The sequence below is a fragment of the Actinomadura sediminis genome, from assembly GCF_042675525.1.
GTDB classification, from domain to species: domain Bacteria; phylum Actinomycetota; class Actinomycetes; order Streptosporangiales; family Streptosporangiaceae; genus Spirillospora; species Spirillospora sediminis.
This window is the reverse complement of sequence record NZ_JBHTJA010000001.1, coordinates 1-23,073: the sequence shown is the minus strand read 5'-3', so window position 1 is coordinate 23,073 and position 23,073 is coordinate 1. Positions and strand designations below refer to the sequence as shown.

Here is a 23,073-nt window from a genome sequence, read left to right as displayed (position 1 = left end):
CAAGCCCGAGTGGCCCGCTGCGGGCGGGACGTGCTCCGCGCCGCCGCGCGCGGCCGCCTGAGCCGTCCCGTCCGTCCGGGCCCGTGTCCCGGGGCGTGCTCAGGCGGAGTCGCGGACGACGAGCTCGGGCTTCAGCACGACCTGCCGGTGCTGGTGCGACCGGCCCTCGCGGATCTCGGCGAGGGCCAGTTCGGCGGCCTCCCAGCCGAGTTCGCGGCGCGGCTGCCGGATCGTGGTGATCGGCACGGCGGCGCTGGCGGCGAGCTCGATGTCGTCGTAGCCGATGACCGCGATGTCGGCGGGCACCCGGACGCCCAGCCGCGTCAGCTCGTTGATCAGCCCGATGGCGAGGAGGTCGTTGGCGCAGAACACGCCGTCCGGGCGCGGCGACATCGCCAGGATCCGCTGCGCCGCCGCCCGTCCCTCGGTGATGCTGAGCGCCTCCTGCACCAGCACCCGGGGCGTGTCGAGGCCCGCCTCGACGAGCATGCGGGCCGCGCCGTCCCGCCGGTGGACGCACGGCGCCGGCTCGGGCCGTCCGGTCACGAACGCCACCCGGGCGCAGCCCGCGGCGAGCAGGTGCGCGGCCGCGGTCTCGCCGCCCGCGACGTGGTCGACCCGGGCGGAGCACGCGTCGGACGCGTCCCGGTCGATCAGCACGACGCTGAGCCCGGCGGCGCGCAGCTCGGCGATGCGGCGGGGACCGAGCCCGACCGGGATGATGAGGGCTCCGGCCACCCGGTGCTCCGCGAGCAGATCGAGCGAGCGCCGCTCCTTGACCGACGAGTTGTCGCTGGAGATCCACAGGGCGTCGTGGCCCGCCTCGTTCAGCGCGAGTTCGGCGCCCCGCGCGACGTCGCTCGCGTAGGGGTTCGTCAGGTCCTCGACGATGACGCCGAAGGCGCGGCGGGGCTCGCGACGCGCACCCGCGGACGCGGCGCCGGCCGCCCCGTCGCCGGCGGCCCCGTCGATCGTCCCGTCGATCGTCCCGTCGGCGGTCTCCGCGCCGCCGGGCCGGCCCGGGCGGGGGCCCTGGCGCAGTCGGCGGGCGGACTCGTTGCGGACGAACCCGAGCTCGTCGATCGCAGCGCGCACACGGTCACGGGTGGCTTCGGCCACGAGGTCTGGCCGGTTTAGGACATTCGAAACGGTCCCAACTGAGACCCCGGCTCGCTTCGCCACCTCACGGATACTGGTCTGTGGCAACTCGCTCCTCATCCGCCCCCGGGCACGTTCTCCCAGGTAGCGGCATTCTCTATCGCGCGGGCTCGAACGGCCCGTCACACAAGGCGACCATACGAGCACACAAGGCATTTGACCACCGCTTGACGGGCCGGATCCGGCCGCCTAGCGTTCCGAGCCGAAGCGTAGCTTGAAACGATTCATGATCTTCGCCTGCGGCGAGGACCAGGTGGATCCGAGGAAGGGACGGGCGCGGATGGCTGGCGACCAGAGCCCGTGTCGTCCGGAAGGCCAACGACTGAATCGTCACCCGGAGTTCCCCCGCGCATCCCCGCAATCGGCCGATCGGCCACCTCCGGCCAAGCTCGTGAGACAGCAAGGGAACCTGATGATCTAGTCCGGAGGGCTCCGGACCCGGCAACCCAACGCGCGTACACGAGGCCGAACCCGTGCCTGTGCAGCGGACGGCTGCATCCCCGCGGTCATCACCACGGACGAGGGAGGACGGAGTGGAACAGGCCACACTCGCACGTCGTGGCACCGACGAGTTCGGGCTGAGCGAGGAGGAGATCCGACTGCTGGCCCAGATCGCGAGCGGTGTCACCGCCGATGTGGCGGCACGAAAGCTGGAACTGAGCGCGCGGACCCTGCGCCGCCGGTTGCGCACCATCTGCGACCGGCTGGAGGTCGGCACCCCCATCGAGGCCGTGGTGTGGGCGGCCCGGAGGCAGCTCATCTAGCGTGCGCACGCGGCGTCCGCCCGGGGGAAGGCGGGCGTCACCGGCAGGACCAGGCGGCACACTCACCGACGCGAACTCCGTCCGACCCCGCGGCGGCGGCGCCGGCTCCCCGGCAGGTAGGTCCCTCCGGGAGGCGCCGCCGCGGACGTTGTTCCCACGGCCGCCCGGTTCACCGACGCCCGTTTCACGCGACGCCCGTTTCACGCGACGCGCACGCCGCCCGCGAACGGCCGTCCCGCCATGGGCGCGATCCGGACGACGTCGCCGGTGTGCGGCGCGTGGATCATCTTCCCGTCGCCGACGTACATGCCCATGTGGTGCAGGTCGGAGTGGAAGAACACCAGGTCGCCCGGCTGCAGCTCGCTCCGTGAGACGCGCACGCCCGAGGCGAACTGGCTGCCGGTGTAGTGCGGCAGGTTGATCCCGACCTGCTTGTAGGCCCACATCGTCAGCCCCGAGCAGTCGAAGCTGCCCGGACCGGCCGCGCCCCACACATACGGACGTCCGAGCTTGCTCATCGCGTGCTTCAGCGCGCGCGCCGCCTTGCCCGTGCCGATCACCGGCAGTTCGGCGAGCTTCTCCGGCGCCCGCTTGATCACCTTGCCGCGGATCTTCTCGTACTCCCGCGTGATCTTCTCGCGCTGCTCCTCGACCTGCCTTTTCAGCCCGGTCGCCTGCGCGGCGCGCTGCTCGGCGGACTTGCGCGCGCGTTCGGCGGCCTGCATCGCCCGCATGTACGTGACGACTTCGGTGCTCTGCTGCTCGGCGAAGTAGTCGAAGGTGGCGGCCTGGTCGAGGACGGCCTGCGGGTCCTGGGACGCGACGAACGTGACGGCCGGGTCGTCCCCGCCGTGCATGTACCGGGCCGCGGCGAGACGTCCGATCTCCTTCCGCAGCGCCTCGAACGCCCCGCGCTGCTTCTCGGCGTTCACCTTGGACGCCTCGGCGGCCCGCTCCGCCTGGTCCAGCCTCACCCGGAGGCCGTTGTACTGCTCGGTGAGCTTCTCGAACTCGTCGGCGAGCCGGTACGCCTCGGAGGCGAGGTTCCCGGCGGACGGCCCCGGGTCGGCGAGCGCCGCCGAGCCGTACCGCGGGACGGCGGCGTGCGGGGCCGCCGAGACGACGGCGAGCGCCGCGGCCACCGTCGCCGTCCGGCCGAGGACGAGCGCGGCCGGACGGCGGGCGAGGCCGGTGCGGCGCGGACGGGACGCGGGACGCGGGGGCTCCATGCGATCTCCTCTCCTCGTCGCCTGCCGGGCGCGGCTCCGGGACCCGGGCGGCCGGAGGCCCGGACGACCGTCCACGGCGCTCGCGGCGCGGCACGGGGCCATGCGGTCTGGTGGATCACCCTGACGGTGCGGCTCCTCCGGGAACACGACCCCGGGCGCCGGCGAAAAACGGAACGCCCCGCCGTCCGGAACGGCCGGTGGCCCTCGGACGGGGCGGTCCGGCCCGCTTCCGCAGCGGGCCGACATCAGCGCAGGACACTAACGGAACCCGTGCGGGTTTCCAACAAGAACGCGCGAAGACGCAGGTCACCGCCCGTGTCCCGTGCGCGGCGTCCGTACCGGGGCGCGAGGTTCGGTAATGTCGCCTGTTTGTGGAAGTCGAGATCCGGCGTGCACGCACCGCCGACGTCAGGGAGATCCGCAGGCTGGTCGACATGTACGCCGGGTCGGGACGACGCCTGCTGAAGAAGACCACGGTGACGCTCTACGAGGACGTCCAGGAATTCTGGGTCGCCGAGGACGCCCAGGCGGGCGGCCGCGTCATCGGCTGCGGTGCCCTGCACGTGATGTGGGAGGACCTCGCGGAGGTGCGCTCGGTCGCCGTCGACAAGGGGTACGGCGGGCGCGGAATCGGCCACCGGATCGTCGCGCGGCTGCTCGAAACCGCCCGTGAACTCGGCGTCCGGAGGGTCTTCTGCCTTACCTTCGAAGTGGAGTTCTTCGCCCGTCACGGTTTCCGTCAGCTTCTGGGGACTCCGGTGTCGCCAGAGGTGTACGAGGAGCTTCTCCGTTCGTACGACGAAGGCGTGGCCGAGTTCCTGGACCTCGACAGGGTGAAGCCGAATACCTTGGGCAACACCCGGATGTTGCTTCGCCTGGAGGACTGACCGAATGAGCGAATCCCCCCACCGCGGCCGGCCGTACCAGCCGCCGCAGGGTCAGGGGTCCTACGGCCCCCCGCCCTCGTACCAGGGTCCCCAGTGGCAGCAACCGCAGCGCCCCCAGCAGCCCGCGCAACCCCCGGCGCGGCAGCAATGGCAGCAGCAGCCCGCCCAGCAGCAGCAGTGGCAGCAGCAACCGTCCTATGACCCGTCATACGGCGGCGGTTACGGCGGGGGATACGACCCCGGCCACGGGCATCACGGGGCGCCGTCCCACGGAGACTCCTACGCCGGCACGCCCCTGGCCCCCATCCTGCGCCGGGCCGGGGCCCGCATCATCGACAACTCGATCGTCGCGGTGTTCGGGTTCGCGCTCGTCCTGCCGGTCGTCGTCGGCACGGTCGGCCTCGACCGGGCCGGGAGCACGGCCGAGGACGAGGGCGGCATCTGGAACTGGCCCATCATCTTCACGCTGTTCTGCGTGCTCTCGGTGCTGCCGTTCATCTACGAGGCCGTGCAGCTGGCCCTGTGGGGACGCACGTGGGGCAAGCGGCTCCTCGGCATCGGCGTCGTCCAGGCGCGGCCCGAGGGCGAGCCGCTGACGACGACGCAGGGCGTCTGGCGCGCCGGGATCACGCACATCGCGTACCAGCTCGGTGTGTTCTTCTTCCTCGTCCTCGCGGTGATGGTGTGGAGCTACGCCGCCTACGGCATGCTGCTCGTCTGGATCGGCATGGTCATGGCCCACCTCTGGGCGATCTGGGACCAGCCCCTCCACCAGGCCCTCCACGACCGCTTCTCCAACACCCTGGTCATCGACGAGCGCGCGCTGTACGACGACGGGCACGGGCACGACGACCACGGGCACGGCGAGACCACCGAGTTCGTCCGCTAACGCCGGGGAGGACGGCGATGGAGACGTCGCAGCCCGCCTTCGAGGAACCGCCCGGGACGTCCGAGGCGCCCGGGACGGACGGGACGTCCGCCGTTCGGCTGCTCGCCGAACCGGGCCAGCGGCTCCTCGCCCGCATCGTCGACACGCTGATCGTCGGCCTGCCCGTCATGCTCGTCCTCCGCGAGACGGTGCCGGGCGGAGCCCTCGACCTCGTCGCGCCGCCGGCGGTCGCCGGCTGCCTGCTCGTGTACGAGGCCGTCCAGCTCGCCCTCTGGGGACGGACGCCCGGCAAGCGCGTCGCCGGGATCGAGGTCGTCCGCGCGGAGACCGTCCGGGCCGAGGCCGTCCTCGACCGGCACGACGAGGACGCGCCGCCCCCGGACGTCCGCCCGGACGTCCGCCCGGACGGCGGGCCCGGCGGCGCCCGGGCGGACGACCCCGCGCGGCTCGGCGCCCTGCGCGGCGCGCTCCGCGCGGCGGTCTACTCGGTCCCGATCGTGGCCCGTCCCGTTCCCGTGGCCGGGCTGCTCGCGGGCGTGTTCTGGGTCGCGAACGCGGGCCTGCTGTTCGAGGGACGAAGCCGCCAGGCGCTCCACGACAGGCTCGCGGGCACCGTTGTGGTCAAACGGCCGGACGTCCGTTCCACGACGTTCTGACGGGCCTCTCAGAAGCCCGCGGACGCGCCCCCCGGGCGCCCGTCCGGTCCCCTTCCCGAAGGGCTTCGGTGCCCGCCACCGGCCCGCCCCCGAGCCCGCTTCCCCGCTCCCTTCCGTGGACCATCGGCCGCACAACTGCGGCGGCACCGCCGGTTTTGGGGAGTGGCCCTCCGCGTTTCGGACGCCCGCGTTCCCCGGGCGAATCCCAGCTCGTTCCGGTTACGGCCGCGAATCGCCGAGGATCTGTCCCGTCCCGGACGAGCCCTCCGGTTTGGGATGGGCGCGCCGGGGCACTCCAGCCGCCCATGGAAGTGGGGAGGCGGGTCGGATTGTGTCGCTTATCAACCGATTTCGGGATGGAGGCCGGCCGCCGCGCTTCGGCCGGTGCGGCGGCACGGACACTTCGCGCCGCCGCCGAGGCAACCGATTTTCGCCCGCCGCCCCCGCGGCGTTATCGAGCGACATGCGCCGGTGACGGCCCGTAAGCCCTGCGCCACCGGGGCTCCCGGGCCCCGTGCTTTCCCGTCCGGTGCGGTTAGTGCCGTTACGCCAGGGTTAATCGGTGCTGGGCGATGTTGGCGCGCCGTACCTGTTAAGGTCCCCCGCAGACCCTTTTCCACCCTCGCCGCCGCGGCGTCCCCGGACCGGGGGCGTCCGCATGGCCTCCGCTAACCTCCCAGGTCGGCGCGGGTGGGCAGTGACGTGGGTCACGCCCGAAATCCGCCGAGCCGGGCGCCCGCACGCAAATTCATACGGACCCGCCCGCGACCTGACGGGCCACCGAGCGCTGCCCTCCGGGATTCGATGAGGGCGATTACGATGAGTTACCAGGGGGGAAGGGGACTTCCTCGCGAGTGTTGAATTGTCATCCACGCACATCGCGGTATATCTTTGTCAACCAATGCAGTTTGCTCCAGCGAAAGGTCTGTCCTCATGGCACAGAAGGTTCAGGTGCTTCTCCTCGACGACCTCGACGGTGGTGAGGCGGACGAGACCGTGACGTTCTCGCTCGACGGCGCCTCCTACGAGATCGATCTGAGTGACGCCAACGCAAAGAAGCTGCGGGATTCCCTGCAGCCGTTCGTGGAGAAGGCGCGCAAGGCGGGCACCGTCAGCCGCAACAAGCGGCGGCAGCGGGGCGCCTCCAGCCGTGAGCGCAGCGCCGAGATCCGGACCTGGGCCAAGAACAATGGCATCAAGGTCAATGAGCGCGGCCGCATCCCCGCCCACGTGATCGAAAAGTACGAGGCGGCGCACTGACCCGGCCGGCCGACGGCCCGCCTCCGTCCGCGGGGCGGGCCGTTCGCGTCCGCACCCGGGCCGAACGGGCGGGCCGGACCCGTCGAGGGTGAAGTCCCTCGGCTGGAAGAACTCGACGCGCCACTTCGTTATACGAGGGGACCGCACGCGCACGTCCGTCCGGCGCCCGAAGAAGGGCGTCCGGCCGGACCCGGAATCGGCGCCGTTCGGGCGAACGAACCCGTTCGCTTCTGGCGTAGCGTTCCGGACGTTTCGCGGGGCGCGCGACGAGGTAGACCCGGCCGTCAAGGCACACCTTCTCCGGACTCGGGCGCGCCCTGAACTACCTGCGGAAAGCCCCCGTTCGCTTGGGGCGTAGCGGGAACATGACGCACCGATGCGGTAGTTGGATGAGACTGAACAGCGCTTAGCTGGGGAACGTCTCCTGGTGGGAGTGCACCGGGTGGCCTCCTCGGGGCGGGCTAGCATGCGGAAGGACAGTTCCGGACGTTCCGGACTCTGCCCAACCGCTCTGTGAGGAGCGACGAGATGTTCGAGAGGTTCACCGACCGCGCGCGGCGGGTTGTCGTCCTGGCACAAGAAGAAGCCAGGATGCTCAACCACAACTACATCGGCACCGAGCACATCCTCCTGGGTCTGATCCACGAGGGTGAGGGTGTCGCCGCAAAGGCTCTGGAGAGCCTGGGGATCAGCCTTGAGGCGGTGCGCCAGCAGGTCGAGGAGATCATCGGCCAGGGCCAGCAGGCGCCGTCGGGCCACATCCCGTTCACTCCGCGCGCCAAGAAGGTCCTTGAGCTGTCACTGCGCGAGGCGCTGCAGCTGGGCCACAACTACATCGGCACCGAGCACATCCTGCTGGGCCTGATCCGCGAGGGCGAGGGCGTCGCCGCGCAGGTCCTGGTGAAGCTGGGCGCCGACCTGAACCGGGTGCGGCAGCAGGTCATCCAGCTGCTGCACGGTTACCAGGGCAAGGAGCCGGCCGCCTCGGGCGGCCCCTCGGAGTCGGCTCCCTCCACCTCCCTCGTCCTCGACCAGTTCGGCCGCAACCTGACGCAGGCCGCGCGCGAGGGCAAGCTCGACCCGGTCATCGGCCGGGACAAGGAGATCGAGCGGGTCATGCAGGTGCTGTCCCGCCGCACCAAGAACAACCCCGTCCTCGTGGGCGAACCCGGCGTCGGCAAGACCGCCGTCGTCGAGGGCCTCTCCCAGAAGATCGTCAAGGGCGAGGTGCCCGAGACGCTGAAGGACAAGCAGCTGTACACCCTCGACCTCGGCGCGCTGGTCGCCGGGTCCCGCTACCGCGGCGACTTCGAGGAACGGCTGAAGAAGGTCCTGAAGGAGATCCGCACCCGGGGCGACATCATCCTGTTCATCGACGAGCTCCACACGCTCGTCGGCGCGGGCGCCGCCGAGGGCGCGATCGACGCCGCCAGCATCCTCAAGCCGATGCTGGCCCGCGGCGAGCTCCAGACCATCGGCGCCACCACCCTCGACGAGTACCGCAAGCACCTGGAGAAGGACGCCGCGCTCGAGCGCCGGTTCCAGCCGATCCAGGTCGCCGAGCCGTCGCTGGCGCACACCATCGAGATCCTCAAGGGCCTGCGGGACCGCTACGAGGCGCACCACCGCGTGTCGATCACCGACGGCGCGCTCGTCTCGGCCGCGCAGCTCGCCGACCGCTACATCAGCGACCGGTTCCTGCCGGACAAGGCGATCGACCTCATCGACGAGGCCGGCTCCCGGATGCGGATCCGCCGCATGACGGCGCCGCCGGACCTGCGCGAGTACGACGAGAAGATCGCCGACGTCCGCCGGGACAAGGAGTCCGCGATCGACGCGCAGGACTTCGAGAAGGCCGCCGCGCTCCGCGACTCGGAGAAGCAGCTGCTCGGCCAGAAGGCGCAGCGGGAGAAGGAGTGGAAGGCCGGCGACATGGACGTCGTCGCCGAGGTCACCGACGAGCTCATCGCCGAGGTCCTCGCCACCGCCACCGGCATCCCGGTGTTCAAGCTGACCGAGGAGGAGAGCTCCCGCCTCCTGCGCATGGAGGACGAGCTCCACAAGCGGGTCATCGGCCAGGAGGACGCCATCCGCGCGCTCTCCCAGTCGATCCGCCGCACCCGCGCCGGCCTGAAGGACCCGAAGCGTCCCGGCGGCTCGTTCATCTTCGCCGGCCCGTCCGGCGTCGGTAAGACCGAGCTGTCCAAGACGCTCGCCGAGTTCCTGTTCGGCGACGAGGACGCGCTGATCCAGCTCGACATGTCCGAGTTCATGGAGAAGCACACGGTCTCCCGCCTGTTCGGCTCCCCGCCCGGCTACGTCGGGTACGAGGAGGGCGGCCAGCTCACCGAGAAGGTGCGCCGTAAGCCGTTCTCGGTCGTCCTGTTCGACGAGATCGAGAAGGCCCACCAGGACATCTTCAACAGCCTCCTGCAGATCCTGGAGGACGGCCGCCTCACCGACGCGCAGGGCCGTGTCGTGGACTTCAAGAACACCGTCATCATCATGACGACGAACCTGGGGTCCAAGGACATCTCCAAGGGCGTCTCGATGGGCTTCGCCCGCCAGAACGACGAGCAGGGCTCGTACGAGCGGATGAAGGCCAAGGTCTCCGAAGAGCTCAAGCAGCACTTCCGGCCGGAGTTCCTCAACCGTGTCGACGACACGGTCGTGTTCCACCAGCTCACCCCGAAGGAGATCATCCAGATCGTCGATCTGATGATCGCCAAGGTGGACGAGCGGCTCCGCGACCGCGACATGGGCATCGAGCTCCGCCAGGAGGCCAAGGACCTGCTCGCCGAGCGCGGCTACGACCCCGTCCTGGGCGCCCGGCCGCTGCGCCGCACGATCCAGCGCGAGATCGAGGACCAGCTGTCGGAGAAGATCCTTTACAGCGAGCTCAAGCCCGGCCAGATCGTGATCGTGGGCACCGAGGGCACCGGCGAGGACGCGAAGTTCACCTTCAAGGGCGTCCCGAAGCCGACCACCGTTCCCGACAGCCCGCCCCCGATCGAGGGCGCGGTCAACTTCAACAAGGACTGACCGTCCTGCCGTAAAGGCCCGCACCGCCCAGGCGATGCGGGCCTTTTGGCGCTTCTTGGTGAACACGATACGTAACTGGTCAGTAACGGTTAGTCTTCGAACATGCCATCGAAGAACCACGAGCTCCCGCTGGAGATGGTGCGCAAGCAGCCAGATCTCGTCCCCGAGTTGCTGCGCAGCGTCTTCCCCGAAGAGGTCCCCCGAATGCCGGACGGTGAAGCAACGCTGACATCGGAGACCTACAACGCATTCCACCCGCAGGAACTCCGCTGCGACGCGACCATCCTCGTGGGCGACCCGAAGAAGCCCTCCCTGGGGATCATCGTCGAGTCGCAGTTGAGGGACGACCCAGGCAAGGGCTTCAGTTGGCCCGCGTACGTGGCGAACTTCCGGCTGCGCCACAAGTGCGACACGATCCTGCTCGTCTTCTGCCCGGACGAGCAGGTCGCCCGCGCCTGCTCCAACCCCATCCGCATGGGCCACCCGAACTGGAACCTCAAACCCCTGACCCTCCATCCGGGGGAGCTACCGCCGGTAACCGATCCGGAACAGGCGCGCAAATACCCCGCACTGGCCATCCTCAGCGCCGGCGCACACGTCGAAGGCCCAGATCAGGACGCCGTCAAGGACTGCTTTCTCCACGCCGTCCGCAGCGCGGCCGAACTTTGGAACCACGACATCGCCTCGCAGTACCATGACTACGGGTTGTCACGGGCATCGTCCGTGGCTCGCAAACTCCTGGAGGAACACATGCAGGCCAACGACTACGAGCTGCAGTCGGACTTCGCTCGCCGGTACGAGGCCAAGGGCGAGGCCAAGGGGGAGATCAAAGCACTCCTCTTGGTGCTGGAGGCCCGTAAGGTCTGCGTCTCCAAGGAGGCGCGCGGGCGCATCGTGGAGTGCGGCGATCGGGAACAGTTGGAGGAGTGGTTGCGGCGCGCCGCGACGGTCACGTCGGTCGAGGAGCTGTTCGACTGATGCCCTACGGTTCCGGCGCGCAAGCCCTGCGGCCCCTCGGCGGTGAGGTCGCTCAGTGGAAGAACGGCACGGTCACGTCGGCTGCGCCATCGAGCGCGGTGCCGTTGGGGCCACCGCACCTCCCGAAACAGGCGGCCGAAGGGCGTCATTCGGGGATGTCCTCGGGGGTGAGGGTGGAGAGCTGTTCGCGGGTCGGTTCGGTGCCGGTGTTCGCGAGGTGCTCGGTGCGGCGGGCGTGCGCGGTGACGGCGGCGCGGAACAGCTTGTCGATCTCGCGGCCGTTGCCGTCGCGGAACCGGTCGCGGTGGGCGTCCAGGTGCGCGGTGAGGGCCTCGCGGGTCTCCTCGGCGACGAGGTAGTCGGCGGCCGCGGCCTTGCTCAGGAAGATCGACACCAGGCCGGGAACGTCGTAGGGGCGGAACTCGAGCGTGCGGGCGAAGCGGGACGCGAGGCCCGGGTTCGTCGCGATGAACCCCTCCATCTCGGACGTGTACCCGGCGGCGATGACGACGACCTCGTCGCGGTGGTCCTCCATGAGCTTGACGAGGGTGTCGATGGCCTCCTGCCCGAAGTCGTGCCCGCCGCCGCCCGGACGGGACAGCGTGTACGCCTCGTCGATGAACAGGACGCCGCCGCGCGCCCGGTCGAACACGTTCGCGGTCTTCTGCGCGGTGTGCCCCACGTACTGCCCGACGAGGTCGACGCGCGCCGCCTCGACGACCTGGCCCTGCGCGAGGACGCCGAGGGCGGCGAGCAGTTCGCCGTACAGCCGGGCCACGGTGGTCTTGCCGGTGCCGGGCGGTCCCGCGAAGACGAGGTGGCCGGTGAACGGCTCGACCTCCAGGCCGGCGGCGCGGCGGCGGCGCGCGGCGCTGAGGACGTCGAGGAGGTCGCGGATCTCCCGCTTGACGTCGTCGAGCCCGGTCATCGCGTCGAGCCGGTCGAGGATGCCGCGGACCTGCGCGGAGTCGCGGGCCTCTCCGAACCGGACGCCGAGTCCGGTGCCGACGTCGAGGTCCTCGGCGCGCAGCTCGGACAGTTCGTCGCCGGACGGCAGGTCGTCCCGTTCGGCGAGCCGCTGCGCCTGCCGCTCGACCGCCGCCTCGAAGACGCGCCGCGCGGCCCGCCCGTTCCCGAACCCCGCCCCGCGCTTGACGGTGGTGAAGTGGGTGAGCAGCGCGTCGCGGGCGTCCTCGGAGAGCCGGTAGCCGTCCCGGTGCGCCTGCGACTCCACGATCCGGAGCAGTTCCGCCGGGCTGTAGTTCTCGAACTCGATCGTGCGGGAGAAGCGCGAGCTGAGACCGGGGTTGGAGTTGAGGAACTCGCGCATCTCCGCGGAGTAGCCGGCGGCGATGACGACGACGTCGTGGCGGTGGTCCTCCATGAGCTTGACGAGCGTGTCGACGGCCTCGCGGCCGAAGTCGGGACCGGACGTTTCGCGCGCGAGTGCGTGTGCCTCGTCGATGAAGAGCACGCCGCCACGGGCCCGCTCGAACGCTTCGGTGGTCTTGGGGGCCGTCCCGCCGACGTTCTCCGAGATCAGGTCGGCGCGGCTCACCTCCACGACCTGCCCGCGCCGCACCACGCCGAGCGCCGCGAGGATGGCGCCGTACAGCCGGGCGACGGTGGTCTTGCCGGTGCCGGGCGGGCCCGCGAAGACCATGTGCCGGCCGATCGCGGGGCCGGGCGGCAGCCCGGCCAGCCGGCGCTGCTCGGCCACCTTCTGCAGGTTGGTGAGCTTCTTGATCTCGTCCTTGACCGTCTCCAGCCCGACCATGGCCTCGAGTTCGGCGAGGAGTGCGTCGACGGCCCGCTCGTCCGCCGGCACCCTGGGCGCGCCGGCCGCGGGCGTCGTGCCCGGCTCCGCCCCGTCCGGCGCGGTCCCGGCTTGCGACTCCATGCCGATGACGTCCGGGATGCCGTTGCGTTCGCTGGTCACGCCCTCCATGCGGAGGTTCGCCTCGTCGGACGACAGCACGCCCATGCCCGGGTTGTCGGTGATCGTGCAGCGCAGCAGGGTCACGTCGGAGCCGGGGTCCGCGTTGACCCCGACGAGCCGGCAGTCGCCGATCGCCGTCCCGTCGACGACGACGAGCCCGCCGGCGGCGGCGCTCACCCCGATCTCGGCCGCGCCGACGACCTTCCCGCCGGTCAGCCGGACGTTCGCCCGCCCGGCGGCGTACACGCCGTTCAGCGCGGGGGCGTGGATCTCGCAGTCGTCGAGCGAGCAGCCGCTCTGCTCGGCGAACAGGCCGCTCACCTGCGGGCGCCGCACGTGGACGCGGCGCGCGGTCAGCGAGCCGCCCGCCGTGACCGACATGGCGTCGGAGGCCGAATCCTCGATCAGGGAGTCCTCGATGAGCACGACGCCCTTGTCCTTGACGACCAGCGACGCCATGCCCGTCCGCTCCAGCGCGCAGTTGCGGACGGCCGCGTCGCCCCGGTCGTCCACCCGGATCCCGGCCTGGGCCGGTCCGCTGATGGTGCACTGCTCGATCAGCGGCTGGGAGCCCTCGGTCACCCACACTCCGCTGCCGCCCACGTCCGCCATCCGGCATGATCGGATGGTCACCGCGCTGCCCGTGCGCAGCGCCACGGCGTTCCGGGCGGTGCCGGTCACGGTGGTGCCTTCCATGAGCCCGGTGGCCCCCGCGTACACGACCGCGCCGTCTTGGACGTGGCACTCCTTGAGCGCCAGCCGCGCCCCGCCGTTCGCCCGCACGGCGTCCGCCTCGGCCCGGCTCGTGAACTGGCACTGCTCCGCGAGGACGCTCCCCGTGGAGACGACCAGCGCCGCACCGAGGTCGCTCCAGTTGCGGACGATCAGGCCCTGCAGGGTGACGTGCCCGGTGAGGTCCAGGATCGCGTCGGCTGCGCCGTCCAGCGTCACCGTGCCGGGCCCGCCGACGGCGGTGAGCACGAAGTCCTCCGGGCTGCGGATCACGGTGTTCGGGTAGTGGCCCGGTTCGATGAGGACGTGCCGCCCCGCCGGGACCGGCCCGTAGGCCGGCATGGGCGCCTGCAGCGCGTCCAGTACCGACCGGAACGCTCGCGGGGCGGTCTGTGACACGACGAGACGCAGCAACGGACCTCCCAAGGTCGGATCAAGTCATCGCCATGGTGTCATCCGATGAGACGCCGGACGAGCGCACAGGGGTTCGAGCAGCGGGCACCGCGAACGGGGGTGCGGCCGGCGGTGGCGGACGCCGGGGGACGGGCGGACGCCCCCGGACCGGGCCGGAGCGTCAGCGGACGCCGCGGGGGCGGAACTGGACGCTGATGCGCGGCCCGGCGGCGCGGGCGCTCTTCGGGACGGCGTGCTCCCACGTCCGCTGGCAGCTCCCGCCCATCACGATGAGGTCGCCGTGCCCGAGGTCGCGGCGGATCGTCCGCCCGCCGCCGCGCGGCCGCAGCAGCAGGCTGCGCGGCGCCCCCACGGACAGGATCGCGACCATCGTGTCGTGCGTCGCGCCACGCCCGATCGTGTCGCCGTGCCAGGCGACGCTGTCGCGCCCGTCCCGGTACAGGCACAGCCCGGCCGTCCGGAACGGTTCGCCCAGCTCGGACGCGTAGTGGGCATCGAGCGCGGCCTTGGCGTCGGCCAGCACGGGGTCGGGCAGCGGCGTGCCCTCGTCGTAGAACGCGAGCAGCCGCGGCACGTCCACGACCCGCTCGTACATGCGCCGCCGCTCGCCCCGCCACGGGACGGACGACAGCAGCCGTTCGAACAACGCGTCCGCATCGGGGATCCAGCCGGGGAGCACGTCGATCCACGCCCCGTGCGCCAGCCCGGTCCGCCGCGCGTCGGTGAGCGGCCGCGGCCCCGTCCCGTCCGTGAAGTCCAGCAACGACCCTTGCAGCATGCCCCCACCGTACCCGCCGGCCCCGAACATCCGTTCGAAGTCCAGCGCCGACCTGCGACGACGACACGCCGGATTCTGTCGGTGGCGGCCCGTAGGGTGCGCGGGTGTGGAGAGAGTTGCCGCGCCCTGTGCGGGCGCTCGTCGGCGTGCGCGTCCTGAACCAGCTCGGCGCCTACGTGATGCCGTTCCTCGCGGTCATCGCCGGCCCGGGCCTCGCCACGGAGGCGCTCGCGGTCTTCGGCGCGGCCGCGCTGGCGTCCCGCTGGCTGGGCGGGCTGCTGCTCGACCGGCTGCCGCCGCGCACCCTGATCGTCGCGGGCCTGACCGCGACGGGCGCGGCCCTCCTCCTGCTCGCCGCCGCGCGCGGGCCCGTCCAGGTGCTGGCCGCGGTGACGCTCGCCGGGCTCGCGTTCGAGATCTATGAGCCCGCCACCCAGGAGTCACTGGCCCGGCTTGCGAGGAGGGAACGCCGCGCCGACGTCTACGGGCTGCTCGGCACGTCACTGGTCGCGGCCGGGGCGGTCGCCGGGCTGATGGCCGCGGTCCTGCTCCCGCTCGGTGCGCGCTGGCTCGCGGTCGTCGACGCCGGGACGTGCCTGGCTGCGGCGGGTGTCGCTTACGTCTTCCTGGAGCGCGAGCCCGTCCGCCGGGGCGTCGTGCGAAGCACGCGCTGGCGGCCGTCCGGGACGCTCGTCCGGCTCACCCTCGCGGGGACGGCGTTCGGGTGCGGCTACCTGGCCGTGCTCATGTTCATGCCGCTCGTCCTCCTGCAGCGCGGAGCGCCCGAGTGGCTGCCCGGGGCGGCGCTGACCTGTGCCGCCGTCCTGGCCCCGCTGACCGGACGCCTCGGCCGCCGCAGGCTCGACGGGGTCGCGCACGGGCGGGTCCTCGCGGTGGGCGCCGCCGTCCTCGGCGTGCTCGCGTTCGCGATGGCCGCGGGACGAGCGGTTCCGCTGCTCGTCGCGGCGTACGTGGCGTGGGCCGTCGTCGACAGCGTCCTGCAGGGACGCTGGCAGGCCGTGGTCGCCGAGACCGCGCCGGAGCGCGAACGTCCACGCTGGTTCGCGTTCTTCGGGGCGTCCTGGGGTGTCGCGCAGCCCGCCGTGCCCGTCCTGGTCGCCGTGACGGGGACGGCTATGGCGACGGCCGGAGCCGCGTTCCTCCTCGTCCCGCCGCTGCTCGGCGCCGGGCCTGGCGCCGCGCGGCGGGCGCGTCACCTTCGGAAGATCACTACCAGGACGCGGAGGGCCAGGATGGAGCAGACGACGAGCATGCAGTAGCCGAGGAACTGGTACAGCGTGACGTCCCTCGCCATCGCGGGGCCGCCGTCGAGGCCGAGCAGCATCACCGCCATGATCCCCGCGGTCGACGCGAGGATCGTCAGGAGGACCTGCTGCAGGAGGCCCGTGACGGTGCGGCGGTCGCGCTCGTCGCCGAACAGGCGCACGTTCAGCGTCAGCCGCCCCGCCTCCGCGGCGGCGGTGATGCGGTCGAGCCGGCGGGGGAGCCGCCGCAGCATCGGCAGCATGCCCATCACCTCGTCCGACACCGCCTCCTGCAGCGACGACGGCCGCAGCCGCTCCCGCAGGTACGTCTCGCCGAACGCCTGCGCCTCCGCCACGATGCCGAACCCGGGGGCCAGCTCCGTCAGCCCGCCCTCCAGCGTCGCCAGCGCCCGGAACACCGCCGCGATCTCCGGCGGCACCGCCAGCTCGTACCGCGCGACCAGCCGGAACAGCTCCGTGAACATCGTCATGTCGGGGGCGCTGCCCGGCCCGAGGTGCCGCGCCATGAACGCGCCCAGCGCCCGCGCGAGGCCCTGCTCGTCCAGTTCGTCCGGACGCGCGACCATTTCGAGGAACGCGTCGGTGACGCCCACCGTGTCCCCGCGGTTCATCGCGAGCAGCAGCCGCTGCAGGCACGCCCGCAGCTCCGCGTCGAGACGGCCCACCGACCCGAAGTCGATCAGCCCGAGCCGTCCGTCGTCGAGCAGCAGGATGTTGCCGGGGTGCGGGTCGGCGTGGAACGTGCCGTCCACGACGATCTGCCGCAGCACCGTGTCCAGCAGCGCCTGCGCGAGCTTCGACCGGTCCATCCCGCGCTCGTCGATCAGCGGGCCCGCCTTGCTCAGCGCCGTCCCCGCCAGCCGCTCCATCACCAGGATCCGGCCCGTGCACAGGTCGTCGAACGGCCGCGGGATCAGGACGTCCGCGCCGCGCGCGGCGCCGACCGACGCCATGTTCCGCGCCTCCACGCGGAAGTCGAGCTCCTCCTTCAGCGCGTCCGCGAACCCGTCGGCGAGGTCGACGACCCCGAACGCCCGCGCCCACCCCGCCCGCTGGTGGAGGGTCCGCGCGAGCCGCCCGACGATGTCGAGGTCGCGCTCCACGACCGTCCGGATCCCCGGCCGCTGGATCTTCACCACGACGTCCTCGCCGGACCGCAGCCGCGCCGTGTGCACCTGCGCCACCGACGCCGCGGCCAGCGGCGTCCGGTCGAACTCGGCGAACACGTCCTCGGGGGCCGCGCCCAGCTCGTCCCGGATCACCTGCTCGATCCGCTCCCACGGGACGGGCGCCGCACGGTCCTGCAGCCGTCCCAGTTCGGCCACGAACTCCGGCGGCAGCACGTCCCGGCGCGTCGAAAGGACCTGCCCCAGCTTGACGAACGCGACGCCGCCCTGCTCGAGCGCCTCCGTCAGCGACCGCGCGAGCCGCACCCGCTCGTTCTCCGTGCTCGGCCCCCGCTTCGCGCGTCCCCGCAGGTAGGGGCCGAAGCCGTGGCGGAGGAAGATGAACGAGATCTGCCGGTACCGCCGCGTCCGCGACAGCCGCGACCGGATGCTGCCGAACCAGTACAGCGGCGACGGGATCGACCCGGTCGGGACGAACGCCTCCCACAGCACCAGAACGGTCATCGACACGAGCACCGCGCACGCGAAGCCGAGCACGACGAACCACAGCGTCGCCGTCACCTGCCGCTGCGGGTCGATCCCCGCGAACAGCGAGGCCGCGACCGGGCTCGCCACCGCCTGCCCGACCGCGCCCGCCGCGACCGTCCGGAACAGCGGGAACCGCATGTTCAGCAGCCGCCGCGCGCCGAAGGCCAGGGCCAGTGTGTTGAGGAGAGTCCCGGCGGCGAACGCCACGACCGTCACGGCGGAATCCATGCGGGCGACCTTAGCGGCGAAATCCCCGCGAACCCTCCCGCATCCGGGCGAGGACGTCCCCCGGGCGGGGGATCAGAACTCGTTCAGCAGGTCCTTGAGGAACTCGACGGTCCGGGCGGGACGCGCCGCGCGGATCGCCAGCAGGTCCATGATCTCCTGGTAGCGGGACGCCTCCGGCCCCTCCGGGTACCGCGCCCCGGTGAGCTGCTCGAGGTACACCGCGTCCTCCAGGTCGTGCTGCGCGAACCGCATGATCGTGATCGGCCCGCCCAGCGCCAGATGACCGCCCGCCGAGAACGGCAGGACCTGGACGTTCACGTTGTGCAGGTACTCGGCCACGTCGATCAGGTGCCGCAGCTGGCCGCGCATCGTCGCCGGCCCGCCGATCGGCCGGCGCAGCGCCGCCTCGTCGATGATCGCCCACAGCGTCGCCGCGCCGACCGGACGGTGCAGCACCGCCTGCCGGTTCATCCGGACGGTGAGCCGCCGGTCGAGCCCCTCGTGGTGGGCGTCGTGGTGCTCCAGGCCGATGACCGCCCGCGCGTACTCCCGTGTCTGCAGCAGCCCCGGAACGTACTGGACCTCGTACGTCCGGATGGTCGACGCCGACTGCTCCAGCCCGAGGTACTGCTCGAACCAGCTCGGCACCGCGTCCCCGTACGCGCCCCACCAGCCGGGCCGTCTCGCCTCCCGGACGAGTTCGAGCAGCGTCTCCCGCTCCGCCGGGTCCGTCACGCCGTAGAGGTCGAGCAGGTCGCGCACGTCCCGTTCCTTGAACCCGTGCCGTCCCAGCTCCAACCGGCTGATCTTGGACGCCGAACCGCGGATCGCGCGCCCCGCGTCCGCGCGTCCGATGCCGTTCAGCTCCCGCAACCGCCGCAGCCGCCCGCCGATCTGCATGCGCAACGCCGTCGGACCCGCCTGCACATTGCCCAGCACAAGATCTCCATTGTCCGTCCAGCGCGACGACCATGGGAGCTTCTCACAGACAATGGTGTCTCCGCAGGGAACCCCCGGTCAGAGGTATATAACTTCTGCGCCGTCCGGTAAATCGAGAAAGGCCAAGGACCGTTCCAAAAGGACCGGACGCCCATTTCCCCGCCCGTTCAAGATCCATTTTCGGTGAGCAGCCCGTGCTGCAGCGCCCGCAGCACCGCCCGCGTCCGGTCCCGCACCCCCAGCTTCGCCAGCAGGCTCGACACGTGGTTCTTCACCGTGCCCTCCGCCAGGTGCAGCGCGTCCGCGATCTCCCGGTTCGCGTAGCCGCCCGCCAGCAGCCGCAGGATCTCCAGCTCCCGCCCGGTCAGCGGCCGCGGCGGCGGCAGATCGTCGATCGGCTCCGGCAGCCGCGGCACCGCGCGCAGCAGCCGCTCCGTCAACGCCGGACGCACCAGCGAGCCCCCGCCCGCGAGCGTCCGGATCGCCCCGACGACCTCCTCCAGCGTCACGTCCTTCAGCAGGTACCCGTCCGCCCCCGCCCGCAGCGCCCGCAGGACGAGCTCGTCGTCGTCGAACGTCGTCAGCACCAGCGTCGGGACCTCGACGCCCCGCTCGCGCAGCGCCGTCAGCGTCGCGATCCCGTCCCGTCCGGGCATCCGCAGGTCCAGCAGCAGGACGTCCGGCGGATCGGCCGCGACGACCCGCAGCGCCTCGTCCCCGTCCGCGGCCTCCGCCGCGACCGTCACCTCCGGCGACAGCTCCAGCAGATGCCGGATGCCCTGCCGCACGAGCGTCTGGTCGTCCACCACGCACACCCGGATCACGACGGCACCCGCACCCGCACGCCGAACCCGTTCCGCGTGTCGAACGAGACGTCCCCGCCGAGCTGCGCCACGCGCTCCCGCATCCCCGCGAGCCCGTTCCCGAGCCGCAGGACGTTCGTCCCGCACCCGTCGTCCCGCGCGCTCAGCACGACACCGTCCCCGTCCCGCGCGACCTCGACCCACAGGTTCCGGGCGTCCGCGTGCCGGATCGCGTTCGTCACGATCTCCTGCACGCACCGGACCAGCGCCGCCGCGGACGTCTCGTCCGGCTCGACGTCGCCGACCCGCAGGTGCACCCGCGGGCGGGGAAGGTCCGCGACGATCTCCTGCAGCGCCCGATCGAGCCGCACCGACCGTCCCCGCAGTTCCCCCACCGCCACCCGGACGTCCCCCAGCAGATCGCGCGCGAGCCCCCGGGCCCGCTCGACGTGCGCCTTCTCCGGCCCCCCGCTCCGGTGCGCCGCGACCTCCAGCTCCAGCACCAGCGCCGTCAGCTGATGCCCCACCAGGTCGTGCAGCTCCCGCGCGATCCGCAGCCGCTCACCGGACCGGCTCGACTCCGCCAGCAGCTCCGTCGCCGCCCGCAGCTCGGCGTTCGCGACCGCCAGCCGCTCGCTCGTCTCCGCGTTCCGCCGCTCGCTCAGCACCGCCCACACCGCCGAGACCTGCAGCATCGCGTAGATGGCCGATGACAGCACGACGTCCATCATGGAGCCGTCCCGCAGGACGGCCGCCAGCCCGACGACGCCGCTGTTCACGACCAGCAGCCCCACGGTCGCGCGGCCCCCCGCCACGTGCGCGCCGATCGCGGTGACGAACACGAGCAGGATCGCCGTCCACGCGACGTCCGGCGCGAGCAGCACCGCCCCCGCGGCCGCCACCGCGACCCCGCCCAGCAGGACGGGCCGCGCCACCAGGAACAGGGCGACCAGGAACCCCAGGAACAGGGCGTAGCAGGCCCACCACACCCAGACGGGCCCCGCGGTGGGACGCTCTCCGCCCAGTCGCGCCAGCGCCACCGGACACGCGATGACCAGGCAGACGCCCACCATGCACGCCGTCCCCCACCGTTCCAGACGCGAGTCGGCCATACCCAGCAGCGTACGGCCCGTCCGCGCGGGGCCACCCGTGCCGGAAGTCACGTGACGTCCGGCACCCGACAAACCGGGTCGCGCGGCCTAGCGTCCGGACCGTGATCGAAGTCGAATCCCTGACCAAGCGCTACGGCGACGTCCTGGCCGCCGACGGCATCGGCTTCACCGTCGAACCCGGCGAGATCTTCGGCATCCTGGGACCGAACGGAGCCGGCAAGACGACCACCGTCGAGTGCGTCGCGGGCCTGCGCCGTCCCGACGCCGGCCGCGTCCGCGTCCTGGGCCTCGACCCCGTCCGCGACCGCAAGCGGCTCCGCCGCACCGTCGGCGTCCAGCTCCAGAACACCGTCCTGCCCGACGCGCTCAAAGTGGGCGAAGCAGTGGCCCTCTACCGCTCCTTCTACTCCAACGGAGCAAACCCGGCCCAACTCCTCACCGACCTGAACCTGGAACACCTCCGGAACACCCCGTACGGTGCCCTCTCCGGCGGCGAGGCTCAGCGCCTCTCCATCGCCCTCGCCCTCATCGGCAAGCCCCGCATCGCGATCCTGGACGAACTCACCACCGGCCTCGACCCCCAGTCCCGCCGCGACACGTGGGACCTCATCACCCAGATCCGCGACACCGGAGTGACGATCCTCCTCGTCACCCACTTCATGGACGAGGCCGAACGCCTCTGCGACCGCATCGCCGTCATCGACCGCGCCCGCCTCGTCGCCCTCGACACCCCCGGCAACCTGATCGCCCACGTGGACGCACCACAGCGCGTCCACGTGAAAACCGCGACACCCCTCGACCCGGCCATCTTCGCGAACGCCGACATCGAGAAGATCGAAGGCAACGGCACACGAACCACCATCACCGGCGGCGGCGACCTCCTCCGCACGGTCACCGCGACCCTCCTCGACCACGGCGTCACCGCCACGGAGACCCGCCTCGAAGAAGCGACCCTCGAGGACGCGTTCCTCGCCCTCACCGGCCGGAGGTTCGAGTGACACCCCGCGCATACGCCCTGCTCACCTGGACCGAGGCCAAGCTCGTGGCCCGCGACACCGCCGGCCTGATCGTCCCCTTCGCCCTCCCGACCCTCATCATGGTGATGAACGGCCTGGGCACGTCCGACCCGGCCCCCGAATACGACGGCCTCACCGCTTTCGACGCGTACGTCCTCCCGCTGACCCTCGCGATGATCGTCGCGCTCATCGGCATCGTGAACATGCCGTCCTTCATCGCGGCCTACCGCAAGTCGGGCATCCTCCGCCGCCTCTCCGTGACCCCCGCGAACCCCCTGGCCGTCCTCGCCGCCCAAGCCGCAGTAGCCCTGGCCCACACCCTCATCGGCACCACGATCGCCCTGCTCACCGCGAAGCTCGCCTTCGACGCCGCCCTCCCGCGCGCCCCCCTCGCCGCAGCCGCCACCTTCGCCCTGGCCACGGCCGCCATGTTCGCCGCCGGCCTCCTCATAGCCGCCCTGGCCCCGTCCCCCAACGCCGCCGTGGCCATCGGCCTCCTCGCCTTCTTCGCCACCATGGCCACCGGCGGCGGCTTCGGCCCCCGCGAAAACCTCCCCACCTGGCTGGCCACCATCGGCGCCCACCTCCCCTACGGCGCAGCCCTAGAAGCCCTCTCCGCGACCTGGACAGGCACCACCCCAGAACTCGCCCCCTTGGCAGCCCTCGCCATTACCACCCTCACCTGCACAGCCCTAGCAGCCAAAACCTTCCGCTGGGCGTGACCACCTGCACAGGACGCGCCTTGCAAGGTCTGCTCCGAAGTGGCTACTTCGGCGCAGCCCGCCGTTTCACCGGAGCGGCCTTCCCTTCCGCCACGAACCGCTCATGCTGCTGCCACCCCTGCAACCACTTCCACCCAGACCCAAGCGCCGCAGTAGTAGCAGCCACCATGAACGCCGTCACCTGCGTCTCGTCCAAATCAGCCCCCGGCACCAACTGAGCCACCACCCCAGCCAGCCACCCCGCGAACACAGCGAACACAGGAGTAAAGAGCGCAACCCCCCGCCCCAACCAAGACCCCTCCACTTCACCCTGAACGCCGCCACCCACAACCTCGGACTCCGACATGAACACCACCCCGCATTGACGTGGGCCGCCATGGACCGTCGGCCCCTCCCACATAGCGTTGTACCGACAGTCCATGGCGGTCCCCGAAAGTCCGACACTGGCCACAAGACCAACTCCGGACGGGCGCGGGTCAGGGCTTGAGACGGGACTGTACGGTTTTCGGTGTAACTCCTGATCAAGGAGTGACGCATGACAACCGAAGCGAGCACGGAGGCCGTGGTGGCCGAGTCCGACAACCCG

General features: G+C 71.6%; 18 protein-coding genes. 10 read left to right on the top strand and 8 right to left on the bottom strand.

The window, feature by feature from the left end:
- Positions 1-99: 99 nt before the first annotated feature.
- Complete coding sequence (locus ACFQ11_RS00090) at positions 100-1,218, bottom strand: LacI family DNA-binding transcriptional regulator (protein ID WP_378295582.1); 1,119 nt, start codon at positions 1,216-1,218, stop codon at positions 100-102.
- Between the two features lie 473 nt (positions 1,219-1,691).
- Here ACFQ11_RS00090 and ACFQ11_RS00085 point away from each other — a divergent pair, with 473 nt between their 5' ends.
- Positions 1,692-1,922: a LuxR C-terminal-related transcriptional regulator gene (locus ACFQ11_RS00085; protein WP_026403525.1), complete on the top strand. Its 231-nt coding sequence runs from the start codon at positions 1,692-1,694 to the stop codon at positions 1,920-1,922.
- A 200-nt stretch (positions 1,923-2,122) separates the two neighbouring features.
- Here ACFQ11_RS00085 and ACFQ11_RS00080 read toward each other — a convergent pair whose 3' ends face one another.
- On the bottom strand, positions 2,123-3,151 hold the full coding sequence (locus ACFQ11_RS00080) for a C40 family peptidase (RefSeq protein WP_378295581.1): 1,029 nt from the start codon (positions 3,149-3,151) through the stop codon (positions 2,123-2,125).
- Positions 3,152-3,522: 371 nt separating this feature from the next.
- Between ACFQ11_RS00080 and ACFQ11_RS00075 the strand changes: the two genes are divergently transcribed.
- From ACFQ11_RS00075 to ACFQ11_RS00050, 6 genes are all read left to right on the top strand, one after another.
- Positions 3,523-4,038: an amino-acid N-acetyltransferase gene (locus ACFQ11_RS00075; RefSeq protein ID WP_378295580.1), complete on the top strand. Its 516-nt coding sequence runs from the start codon at positions 3,523-3,525 to the stop codon at positions 4,036-4,038.
- Between the two features lie 4 nt (positions 4,039-4,042).
- Entirely contained in the window at positions 4,043-4,927 is an 885-nt protein-coding gene (locus tag ACFQ11_RS00070; RefSeq protein ID WP_378295579.1) for an RDD family protein, read from the top strand.
- A gap of 17 nt (positions 4,928-4,944) precedes the next feature.
- On the top strand, positions 4,945-5,583 hold the full coding sequence (locus tag ACFQ11_RS00065; protein ID WP_378295578.1) for an RDD family protein: 639 nt from the start codon (positions 4,945-4,947) through the stop codon (positions 5,581-5,583).
- 933 nt (positions 5,584-6,516) lie between these two features.
- Positions 6,517-6,843 carry a histone-like nucleoid-structuring protein Lsr2 gene (locus ACFQ11_RS00060; RefSeq protein WP_026403522.1) on the top strand — a complete coding sequence of 109 codons (327 nt, stop codon included), beginning with the start codon at positions 6,517-6,519 and terminating at the stop codon, positions 6,841-6,843.
- 528 nt (positions 6,844-7,371) lie between these two features.
- Positions 7,372-9,885: an ATP-dependent Clp protease ATP-binding subunit gene (locus ACFQ11_RS00055; RefSeq protein WP_378295577.1), complete on the top strand. Its 2,514-nt coding sequence runs from the start codon at positions 7,372-7,374 to the stop codon at positions 9,883-9,885.
- 102 nt (positions 9,886-9,987) lie between these two features.
- Positions 9,988-10,863, top strand: coding sequence for a hypothetical protein (locus tag ACFQ11_RS00050; RefSeq protein WP_378295576.1), 876 nt, complete (start codon positions 9,988-9,990; stop codon positions 10,861-10,863).
- 145 nt (positions 10,864-11,008) lie between these two features.
- Here the strand turns inward: ACFQ11_RS00050 and ACFQ11_RS00045 are convergent, their stop codons facing one another.
- Both ACFQ11_RS00045 and ACFQ11_RS00040 read right to left on the bottom strand, forming a co-directional pair.
- On the bottom strand, positions 11,009-13,948 hold the full coding sequence (locus ACFQ11_RS00045) for an AAA family ATPase (RefSeq protein ID WP_378295575.1): 2,940 nt from the start codon (positions 13,946-13,948) through the stop codon (positions 11,009-11,011).
- Between the two features lie 160 nt (positions 13,949-14,108).
- The gene (locus ACFQ11_RS00040; protein WP_378295574.1) at positions 14,109-14,726 is read right to left on the bottom strand and encodes an alpha-ketoglutarate-dependent dioxygenase AlkB; all 618 of its coding nucleotides are present in this window, start codon (positions 14,724-14,726) and stop codon (positions 14,109-14,111) included.
- Between the two features lie 104 nt (positions 14,727-14,830).
- Here ACFQ11_RS00040 and ACFQ11_RS00035 point away from each other — a divergent pair, with 104 nt between their 5' ends.
- On the top strand, positions 14,831-16,006 hold the full coding sequence (locus tag ACFQ11_RS00035; protein ID WP_378295573.1) for an MFS transporter: 1,176 nt from the start codon (positions 14,831-14,833) through the stop codon (positions 16,004-16,006).
- On the opposite strand, the gene ACFQ11_RS00030 is transcribed toward ACFQ11_RS00035, so the two are convergent.
- The 4 genes from ACFQ11_RS00030 to ACFQ11_RS00015 form a co-directional block, all read right to left on the bottom strand.
- Positions 15,940-17,895, bottom strand: coding sequence for an ABC1 kinase family protein (locus ACFQ11_RS00030; RefSeq protein ID WP_378295571.1), 1,956 nt, complete (start codon positions 17,893-17,895; stop codon positions 15,940-15,942). The two genes, ACFQ11_RS00035 and ACFQ11_RS00030, sit on opposite strands and share 67 nt — an antisense overlap.
- A gap of 72 nt (positions 17,896-17,967) precedes the next feature.
- Positions 17,968-18,834, bottom strand: a complete 867-nt coding sequence (locus tag ACFQ11_RS00025) for a helix-turn-helix domain-containing protein (protein ID WP_378295570.1) — start codon at positions 18,832-18,834, stop codon at positions 17,968-17,970.
- A 167-nt stretch (positions 18,835-19,001) separates the two neighbouring features.
- On the bottom strand, positions 19,002-19,658 hold the full coding sequence (locus ACFQ11_RS00020) for a response regulator (RefSeq protein ID WP_378295568.1): 657 nt from the start codon (positions 19,656-19,658) through the stop codon (positions 19,002-19,004).
- Complete coding sequence (locus tag ACFQ11_RS00015; protein WP_378295567.1) at positions 19,655-20,749, bottom strand: sensor histidine kinase; 1,095 nt, start codon at positions 20,747-20,749, stop codon at positions 19,655-19,657. Before ACFQ11_RS00015 ends, ACFQ11_RS00020 begins: the two co-directional genes overlap by 4 nt.
- Before the next feature lie 101 nt (positions 20,750-20,850).
- On the opposite strand from ACFQ11_RS00015, the gene ACFQ11_RS00010 reads away from it, so the two are divergent.
- Both ACFQ11_RS00010 and ACFQ11_RS00005 read left to right on the top strand, forming a co-directional pair.
- Positions 20,851-21,747 (top strand): ABC transporter ATP-binding protein, encoded by an 897-nt coding sequence (locus ACFQ11_RS00010; RefSeq protein ID WP_378295566.1) that lies wholly within the window; start codon positions 20,851-20,853, stop codon positions 21,745-21,747.
- Complete coding sequence (locus tag ACFQ11_RS00005) at positions 21,744-22,487, top strand: ABC transporter permease (protein ID WP_378295565.1); 744 nt, start codon at positions 21,744-21,746, stop codon at positions 22,485-22,487. The genes ACFQ11_RS00010 and ACFQ11_RS00005 overlap by 4 nt, the downstream gene beginning before the upstream one ends.
- Positions 22,488-23,073: the final 586 nt, after the last annotated feature.